The 8,770-nt window shown below is 65.9% G+C and carries 8 protein-coding genes; 4 read left to right on the top strand and 4 right to left on the bottom strand.

The annotated features are described in order from the left end of the window. Window positions 1–46: 46 nt before the first annotated feature. Window positions 47–475: a peptidylprolyl isomerase gene (locus tag U5709_RS10620; RefSeq protein WP_321971320.1), complete on the bottom strand. Its 429-nt coding sequence runs from the start codon at window positions 473–475 to the stop codon at window positions 47–49. 120 nt (window positions 476–595) lie between these two features. On the opposite strand from U5709_RS10620, the gene U5709_RS10615 reads away from it, so the two are divergent. Genes U5709_RS10615 through murI form a run of 4 tightly spaced genes read left to right on the top strand, consistent with a single transcriptional unit; the run spans window position 596 to window position 5,245 of the window. Beyond that, on the top strand, window positions 596–2,371 hold the full coding sequence (locus U5709_RS10615) for an ABC transporter ATP-binding protein/permease (protein WP_321971321.1): 1,776 nt from the start codon (window positions 596–598) through the stop codon (window positions 2,369–2,371). Beyond that, a complete protein-coding gene (locus U5709_RS10610; protein ID WP_321971322.1) occupies window positions 2,364–4,076 on the top strand; it encodes an ABC transporter ATP-binding protein in 1,713 nt (570 codons plus the stop codon). Before U5709_RS10615 ends, U5709_RS10610 begins: the two co-directional genes overlap by 8 nt. Window positions 4,077–4,089: 13 nt before the next feature. Then, entirely contained in the window at window positions 4,090–4,464 is a 375-nt protein-coding gene (locus U5709_RS10605) for a nitrous oxide-stimulated promoter family protein (RefSeq protein ID WP_321971323.1), read from the top strand. A gap of 1 nt (window position 4,465) precedes the next feature. Then, window positions 4,466–5,245, top strand: a complete 780-nt coding sequence (gene murI / locus U5709_RS10600) for a glutamate racemase (RefSeq protein WP_321971324.1) — start codon at window positions 4,466–4,468, stop codon at window positions 5,243–5,245. A gap of 168 nt (window positions 5,246–5,413) precedes the next feature. On the opposite strand, the gene U5709_RS10595 is transcribed toward murI, so the two are convergent. The 3 genes from U5709_RS10595 to U5709_RS10585 form a co-directional block, all read right to left on the bottom strand. Then, complete coding sequence (locus U5709_RS10595) at window positions 5,414–6,298, bottom strand: DegV family protein (RefSeq protein ID WP_321971325.1); 885 nt, start codon at window positions 6,296–6,298, stop codon at window positions 5,414–5,416. Window positions 6,299–6,400: 102 nt separating this feature from the next. After that, on the bottom strand, window positions 6,401–7,078 hold the full coding sequence (locus U5709_RS10590) for a PspA/IM30 family protein (protein ID WP_321971326.1): 678 nt from the start codon (window positions 7,076–7,078) through the stop codon (window positions 6,401–6,403). Between the two features lie 85 nt (window positions 7,079–7,163). Continuing rightward, the gene (locus U5709_RS10585) at window positions 7,164–8,327 is read right to left on the bottom strand and encodes a hypothetical protein (protein WP_321971327.1); all 1,164 of its coding nucleotides are present in this window, start codon (window positions 8,325–8,327) and stop codon (window positions 7,164–7,166) included. Window positions 8,328–8,770 lie beyond the last annotated feature (443 nt).

Here is an 8,770-nt window from a genome sequence, read left to right as displayed (position 1 = left end):
ACCTGCAAAAGGGACTGTCCCCTTTGCAGGTCGCCGTGCCGACTTGCTACTCCTCGACCTCGAGCAGCTCGATGTTGAAGTTGAGGTCCTTGCCGGCCATCTCGTGGTTCATGTCGAAGGTGATGTTGCCGTCCTTGACCTCGGCCACGGTGGCGGGGAAGGGCTGGCCGGTGGGGGAGGCGAGCATGACCTTGTCGCCGGCCGAGAGGTTCTCGGCGCCGGGCAGCATGCTCACGGGGATGGTCTGCATGAGCTCCTCGCGGCGCTCGCCGTAGGCGTCGGCGGCCGGGATGTGGACATCGACGACCTGGCCGACCTCCATGTCCTTGACGGCGGCGTCGAAGCCGGGAATCATCTGGCCGGCCATGCAGGTAAAGGCCAGCGGCTCGTTGCGGTCGCGGCTGGAGTCGAACTTGGTGCCGTCGTCCAGGGTGCCGACGTAGTGGACCTTGACCTTCTTGCCCTCGTTGCTCATGTGTTTACTCCTTTGGTTCAGGTCCATCGGGTAAGATGAACGTGTTTGACCTGCGAAACTTCTGCGCCGGAGCTGGCGTTTGGCCGTCCGGCGCGCATATAGATTCGGAGTATACCTGAGATGATGGATAAACGACTCCTCGAGCTGGTGCCCGAGGCGATGCGCTACGTCGTCGCCACCGTGGCGTTCCAGTGGGTCGGGCTTCTTGGCAACATGGCGCTCGTGTGGTCCATCGCGCGCGCGCTCGCCGCTGCAGCGACCGGCTCCGCGGTACCCGCTGCCGTGCTCTACCTGCTGTTTATTGGCATCGCGGCGCGCGTCATCGCCACGCGTTTCCAAGCCACGGCGAGCTTTATGGCCTCGCGCGACGTCAAGCGCACGCTGCGCCGGCGCATCTACGAGAAGCTCCTGCGCCTCGGCCCCAACTACACGGAGCTCGTGCCCACCGCCGAGGTCGTGCAGCTCTCCGTCGAGGGCTGCGAGCAGCTCGAGACCTACTTCGGCCAGTACCTGCCGCAGCTCTTCTACGCCGTGCTCGCGCCTGTCACGCTCTTCTTCGCGGTGGCGCCGGTGAGCCTGCCCGCGGCCATCGTGCTGCTCGTGTGCGTGCCGCTCATCCCGGTGACCATCGTGGCCGTGCAGAAGGTGGCCAAGCGGATCCTCGGCAGCTACTGGGACCAGTACGCTGAGCTGGGCGATTCTTTCCTCGAGAACCTCCAGGGGCTCACGACGCTCAAGATTTACCAGGCCGACGCCGCCCGCCACGCGGCCATGAACGCCGAGGCCGAGCGCTTCCGCGTCGTCACCATGAAGGTCCTCACCATGCAGCTGAACTCCATCATCGTGATGGACATCGTGGCTCTGGGCGGGGCCGTGGCGGGCATGGCGGTCGCGCTCGCGGCCACGGCCGCCGGCGCCGTCGACCTCTTCGGCTGTCTCTTCATCATCCTGCTCTCGGCGGATTTCTTCTTGCCGATGCGTCAGCTCGGCAGCTACTTCCACGTGGCCATGAACGGCATGGCGGCCGCCGATAAGATCTTTAACTTGCTCGCGCTGCCCGAGCCCGAGGCGCGCCCGCTTGGCACCGAGCGCGGCGACCACTTCGCCATGACGCGGGCGAGCTTTGCCTACGAGCAGGGCCGCCCGGTCCTGCGAAACGTGAGCCTCGACGTTCCGTCCGTGGGCCTCACCGCCATCGTCGGCGAGTCGGGCAGCGGCAAGTCCACCATCGCGTCGCTGCTCGCGGGCCGCTACGACGGCTATGCCGGCAGCGTGTTTCTGGGCGGCAAGCAGGTGCGCGACATCGACCGCGCGGCGCTCGCGCGCTACGTGACCGTTGTCGGCATCGGGGCGCACCTCTTTGCCGGCACCGTGCGCGACAACATGCTCATGGCGGCGCCCGACGCGAGCGACCAGGACATCTGGGGCGCCCTCGCGTTCGCGCGCCTGGCCGACTTCCTCGGCGAGCAGGACGGCCTCGAGACGCGCCTCGAGCAAAACGGCGAGAACCTCTCGGGCGGCCAGCGGCAGCGCCTGGCGCTCGCCCGCGCGATCCTTGCCAACAGCCCCGTCTACGTGTTCGACGAGGCCACGAGCAACATCGACGTGGAGTCCGAGGAGGCCATCATGGAGGCCGTCCGCGAGCTCGCGCGCTACAAGGCCGTCGTCGTTATCTCCCACCGCCTGGCCAACGTCACATCCGCGAACACCATCTACGTGCTCGACGGCGGCAGCGTGGTCGGCTCCGGCACGCATGAGGAGCTTCTCGGCCGTTGCGCCACCTACCAGCACCTTTGGTCCACGCAGTCGGCGCTGGAGGCCGTCACAAAGAAGACGACGGAAGCCGCGCCCATGCCTGCCGCCGCCGACGAGAGCGAGGTGAGCGCCGATGCGTAAGAGGAGCAACGCGCGCGTTATGTGGGAGCTCGCGAGGTTCGTATCGCCCTTCTCGCCTTGGGTGTGCCTGGCCGTCGCGTGCGGCGTGGCGGGTTTTTGCTGCGCCACCGCCATCCCGGTCATCGCCGCGGGCGCTGCCGTGCGGGCGGCGGCTGTCGGCTCGCTCTTCGAGCTGGCGCCCGTCGCTGGGCTTCTTGCTGCGCTGGCCGTGGCCCGCGGCGTGCTGCACTTCATCGAGCAGCGCTGCAACCACTACATCGCCTTCAGGCTGCTCGCGCATATCCGCAGCCTCGTCTTCGGCAAGCTGCGCGAGCTCGCGCCGGCCAAGCTCTCCGGCGCCGACCGCGGATCGCTCATCTCGACCGTGACCTCCGACGTCGAGCTTCTTGAGGTGTATTTCGCGCACACCGTGAGCCCCGTGTGCATCGCGGTGCTCATGGCGGCGATAATGGCTATCTACCTGGGCTGCATTCACCCGGCGCTGGCCGCGGTCGCGCTTTTGGGCTACGCGGTCGTCGGCATCGCGGTGCCTGTCGCGGTGTCGCGCGCCTCCGGCGCCGACGGGCGCGCCTCCCGCGACCAGGCGGCAGGCCTCTCGGGCTTCGTTCTCGACGGCCTTCGCGGCCTATCCGAGGTGCTGCAGTTCGGCGCGGGGCAGCGCCGACTGGCCGAGCTCGACCGCCTGAGCGGCGAGCTCGTGGACACGCAGGGGCGCCTCCGCGGCGTCGCGGGACAGGGACAGACGTTCACGAGCGGCATCATCATGGTCGTCTCCGTGGCCCAGATGCTGCTGGCGCTCTCCCTCTCGGCGAACGGCGAGGTCGACGGCACCGGGTGCGTCCTGGCCACGGTCGCCACGTTCAGCTCGTTCGGGCCCTTCGTCGCGCTGGCCAACCTCGGCTCCACGCTGCAGGGCACGCTTGCCGCCGGCAACCGCGTGCTCGACATCCTGGAAGAGGAGCCGCAGGTTGAGGATGTGTCTGAGGACGGCGTTCGCATCTCAAAGTTCACGGGCGCCGCGGCCGAGGGCGTGAGCTTCTCTTACGGGACCGGCGCGACCGCCGAGGGCGGGGACGCGGACGCTCTGGACGCCGCGCCCGAGAAGATTCTCGACGACGTGAGCATCGAGGTCGAGCCCGGCCAGATCGTCGCCATCCAGGGCCGCTCGGGATCCGGCAAGTCCACGCTCTGCCGCCTGCTCATGCGTTTTTGGGACGTCGACGAGGGCCGCGTGAGCATTAGCGGCACCGATGTCCGCGCCATCACCACGGGCTCGCTGCGCGACATGGAGGCCTTCGTCGAGCAGGACACCCATCTCTTCCACGACAGCATCCGCTACAACCTGCTGCTCGCGAAGCCCGACGCCACCGATGCCGAGCTCGAGGCGGCGTGCCGCGCCGCGAGCGTGCATGACTTCATCATGAGCCTGTCCGACGGCTACGACACCATGGTGGGCGAGCTCGGGGACACCCTCTCGGGCGGCGAGCGGCAGCGACTTGGCCTTGCGCGCGCATTTCTGCACGACGCGCAGCTGCTTTTGCTCGACGAGCCCACGAGCAACCTCGACGCGCTCAACGAGGCGCAGGTCCTGCGCTCCCTCGACGAGCAGCGCGGCAAGCGCGCCGTGGTCCTTATCAGCCACCGGCCGTCCACCAGCGCGATTGCCGACAAGACCTATTCCATGGACTCTGGCCGCGTGAGCTAAGGAGGGCACGCACATGACGCAAAACAGCCAAAGCGGCCTATCGGCCGAGAAGATCGAGGCCAAGCGCGAGCGCGAGCGCGAGGTTGTCACGCAGATGATCGGCGTGTACTGTCGCAGCAACCACGGCACGGCCCGCGGTCAGCTCTGCGAGGACTGCGCGGCGCTGGCAGACTACGCCTCCGCGCGCATCGGCCGCTGCCCGTTCATGGCCACAAAGACGTTCTGTTCCCAGTGCAAGGTGCACTGTTATGCGCCGGCGCAGCGGCAGGCCATCAAGGACGTCATGCGCTATGCTGGCCCTAGGATGCTTCTGCATCACCCGATCATGACGGTGCACCACGGCCTTGACACCTTGGCCGCCAAGCGCCGCAAGTCAAAGGAGGCGTAGCGTGAGCGCCGACCCGAACAGCTTCATCGGCGTCTTCGACTCCGGCGTCGGCGGCACCAGCGTGCTGCGGTCGCTCGTGGCCGAGCTCCCGGGCGAGGACTTCCATTACTTCGGCGACTCGGCCAACGCCCCGTACGGCGAGAAGCCCGAGGCGCAGGTGCTCGAGCTCTCGCGCAACATCGTGGGGCGATTCGTCGCGCAAGGGGCCAAGGCCATTGTGATCGCGTGCAACACGGCGACCTCCGTTGCCGCCGCGCCGTTGCGCAACGCCTATCCAGACCTGCCTATTATTGGCATTGAGCCTGCACTTAAGCCTGCAACCGAGGCACCGGATCACGGCCGGATCCTCGTCATGGCCACCGACATCACGCTCACGCTCGACAAGTACCACGACCTGGCGGCGACCTACGGCAAGGATTGCGAGGTCATCTCGGTGCCATGCCCCGGGCTCGCGGGCCGCATCGAGCACGGGGAGCTGGAGCAGCCCGACCTCACCGAGATGATCCGCGGCTACGTCGGGTCGTTTGCGGGCACCGTCCGTTCGGTGGTCCTCGGCTGCACGCATTACCCGTTCGTGCGCGGGCAGATCGCCGAGGTGCTTGGGCCCGACGTCAAGTTCTTCGACGGGGGAGCCGGCACGGCGCGCCATTTGCGCTCGCGGCTGTCCGCGGCCGGGCTTCTCGCGCCCGAGGGCCATGCCGGCGCGGTCGAATTCGCCTCCAGCAAGGACACCGACGCCGAAATCGCCCTCTATCGCGAGTTTTTCGAGTGCCGAATCTAGGCGCGCTGCACAAAAAACCGACTTGTCAACGATTTTCGGCGTACCCCAAAAGTATCGCGACATAATGCTAAACGGCTGCCTGCGATTTTGTAATCGCAGGCAGCCGTTGTGCTTTGTGATTCCTGGAAAATCGTTGACAAGTCCGATTTTTGTGCAGGTGGGGTTCGTTTACGCCCTCGGCTTGCCCCAGAAGAAGAGGGCGACGGTGCCGGGGCCGGTGTGGCAGCCGATGGTGGCGCCGATGGGGAAGAGGTGCACGGGGCCGTCCATCTTGGTGAACTTGGCCTCGACCTGCGAGGCGACCTCGCGGGCGTCGTCCTCGCAATCGGCCTGGGAGATGAACACCTTGTCGGCATAATCGACGCCGCGGACCGCGAGCTCCTCCATGATCTGCAGGTCGCGCTTGATGGTGTTCTTCTTGTTGCGGATCTTCTCCTTGACGGCAAGCGAGCCGTCGGGCTCGACGTCCATGACGGGGCAGATCTTGAGCATGCCGCCGATCAGGCCGGCCGCCTTGGAGATGCGCCCGCCGCGGATAAAGAACGTGAGGTCGCTCGAGAAGAACCAGTGCTGGACCTCGAGTTTGTGGTCCTCGGCCCAGGCGCCCAGCTCCTCGGCGCCCATGCCCTGGTCGCGCAGGTCGGCCAAGCGGTCGACGAGCAGGCCGTAACCGGCGCTCGCGCAAAGCGAGTCGACCACGATGAGCTTTCGCTCCGGGTACTTCTCGGCAAGGATGCCCTTCGCGGCGACGGCCGAGTTGTACGTGCCGGAAATGCCGCTCGACAGCGTGACATGCACCACGTCGAGCCCCGCGGCGAGGAACTGCTCGAAGTGCTCGACGTAGTCGCCGGTCGAGACCTGCGAGGTCTTTGCGTCGGCGCCGGCGAGCATCTTGGCGTAGAGGTCGGAGGGGGAGTTGGTCTGGCCGAAGTCGTCCTTGCAGGATACCCCGTCGAGCACGTAGTTGAAGTAAACGTATTTGATGTCGCGCCCATCGAGCCAATCGCGCGTAAGGTCGACGGTTGAGCAGCAGCTAAGAACGTAGCCGGGCACGCTATCTCCTCTCGTCAGGAAACATGAAGAGGATAACGCACCCGGCTACGAATGGTCCGTGCATTTTGAGGCATGGCCAAAATCCGCCGCGCCAAGCGGGTCTTAAAGGCCCATCTCGGCCTTCAGCTTGGCGAGCTCGTCGTCGACGGCGGCGTCGGTGTTGCCGGCGTACTTGGCCTCGAGGGCCTCGGCGGAGTCGGCGGGAGCGGAGTTGAGCTCGGCCATGGAATCGGCAGTGTCGAGCTGCTTGTCGACCTTTGCCTCCATGCGGTTGAAGGCGTCGATAGCGCCGGCGGCGCGGTCGGTGCCGGAGGTCATCTCGTTGACCATGTTCTGGGTCTTTGCGACGGCGGACTTGGCCTTGATGGACTCCTTGCGGGCCTTGAGCTGCTCGATGTCGCTCACGAGCTTGTCGTGCATCTGGCGCATCTTGTCGGCGTTGGCCTTGGCGGCGTCGGCGGCCTTCTGCAGCTCCTCGCCCTTGGCCTCGAGCTGCTGCTTCTTGGCCAGGAAGGTGCGGGCGTCGCCCTCGTTGCCGGCGTAGAGGGCCTTCTTGGCCAGGTCCTCCATACGAGCGGCCTCGGCCTTGTTGTCGTCAACAAGGCGCTGGCAGCGCTTCTCCTCGGCCATGACGCCGGCGGTCTCCTGCTTAACCTTGGCCAGGTTGTCGCCGAGGTCGATGAGGTACTGGTCGACCATCTTGGCGGGGTCCTCGGCGCGGTCGAGGAGTTCGTTGATGTTGGCCTTGATGATGGTGGCGAAGCGATTGAGGATGCTCATGTTCTCTACCTTTCGTTTGTATCGGTCCGGCTCATCGCCGGTTTGTGCCTTGCCACCTGCAAAAGGGACTGTCCCCTTTGCAGGTTTATGCGTCGTCGCTCTTGTCCTCGTACTTGGCCGCGAGGTCGTCGATGTTCTTGTCGCCGGTGGGGTCGCTCGCATCGCTGAACTTCTCGAGCGGGGTGTTTAGGATTTCGTTCGCGCGCTTGGCACGTTCGGCGTCGGCCTCCTTCTTCTTCCTGATGGCCACGTATGCGACGCCGCCCACGATGGCGACAACGCCCACGACGCCCACGACCTTGAGGATGTTGCCCTTGGAGGTCTCGCTGTCGGCCGCCTTCATGATGACGTCGGCCGTGTTGTAGAACGCGTCGGAGAAGATCTCCTCCTCGGAGCTCGCGTTGTTGTAGGCACGGCTCAGCTGCTCGCGCAGCACGCCGATGGCCTCGTCGTCCATGACGGTGCGGGCCTGCGTGCCGTACCAGTACGCGGCGTTGAAGGTGCCCTTACCGTTGTCGCAGAAGACGAGCAGGAAGTGGCCCTCGTCGGTAAAGAGCTGGTCGTAGTACTTCGCGGCCAGGGTCTCGAGCTCGCTTGAGGAGGTCACGGATCCGTTCTTCAGGATGTAGATGTAAGGCTGCACGCCGGTCTTGTCATAGAAGTGAGAAAGGCCGTTCTCCAGCTTGCTCGCGGAGTGGATCCAGTCTCCGTCCTCGTCGGTGTAGTAGGCGGTCTTGGACACGACGCCGTCGAGCTTAGTGCGCACGGTGTCCGAGGTCGTCGTGGTGTAGTCCGACGAATAGGAGCCGTGCGAGCTGTTGCCGTAGTCGTAACCGTTGTAGCCGGAGCAGCTGTTCATGGCGCCGGAAAGCACCATAAGAAGCATGGCGACGATGAGGAAGCCGATGATGGTGCCCGCGCAGCCACCGCAGCCGCCGCCACCGCCGCCGAGGTTGATGCTGGGGCCTACGTTGAAGCCGCCGAAGCCGCCCATAGGAAAGCCGCCCATGCCGCCGCCGAAGCCGCCGCCGCGCCGCCCGCCGCCGCCGAAGCCGCCGCCGCGCCGCCCGCCGCCGTAACCGCCGTGAGAGCCGCCGCTATAGCCGGGTCCGCCGGAGAAGCCCCCGGACCTGCCGCCCGAGCGACCTCCGCCTCCACCGCCGGAAAAACTGCCGCCGCCGCGGCCGCCGCCGGAGAAGCCTCCGCCCCCGCCGTCGCCTCCGCCGCCGGGTCCGCCTGATCTACCCACGTGAGCCTCCTTCGGCTGAGTGAACTCATTGCTGCCAGTAGCACCTTTTCGATTATTCCCCTTTCGACCTGCGCCGCATTCGGCATTCGAGGCTTCTCGTCAAACGGTGCTTGAGGCTGGTGGGCCCAACCTTTTGCCGCGGCAACAAAAAAGGCCGTCACCCGAAGGCGACGGCCTTGCAAGTCCGAATTCGCGCGAGGCGAGGGGAACTTAGGCGTTCAGAGCGGCGTTGACGGCTCCTCTATGTATCCGTGCCCGTGGATGGCTTCATGACCCTAGAGCTGTTCTAGTTTTCCCTCCGCTCGGGGTAGTACTCCGGCACGGGCGGAATCTGGTTGATGGCATCAACGACCTCGCGCAGGGTCTGGGGCAGCTTCAGGGGGTTGATCTTCGGCAGGTCGCTGACCTCGATCTTGTCCTTGCCCAGCAGGGTCTTGAGCGCC

The sequence above is a fragment of the Paratractidigestivibacter sp. genome (assembly GCF_963660155.1).
Taxonomy (GTDB): Bacteria; Actinomycetota; Coriobacteriia; order Coriobacteriales; family Atopobiaceae; genus Paratractidigestivibacter.
Note: the sequence above shows the minus strand (reverse complement) of the source record. Positions and strands in the feature narration are given on the sequence as shown.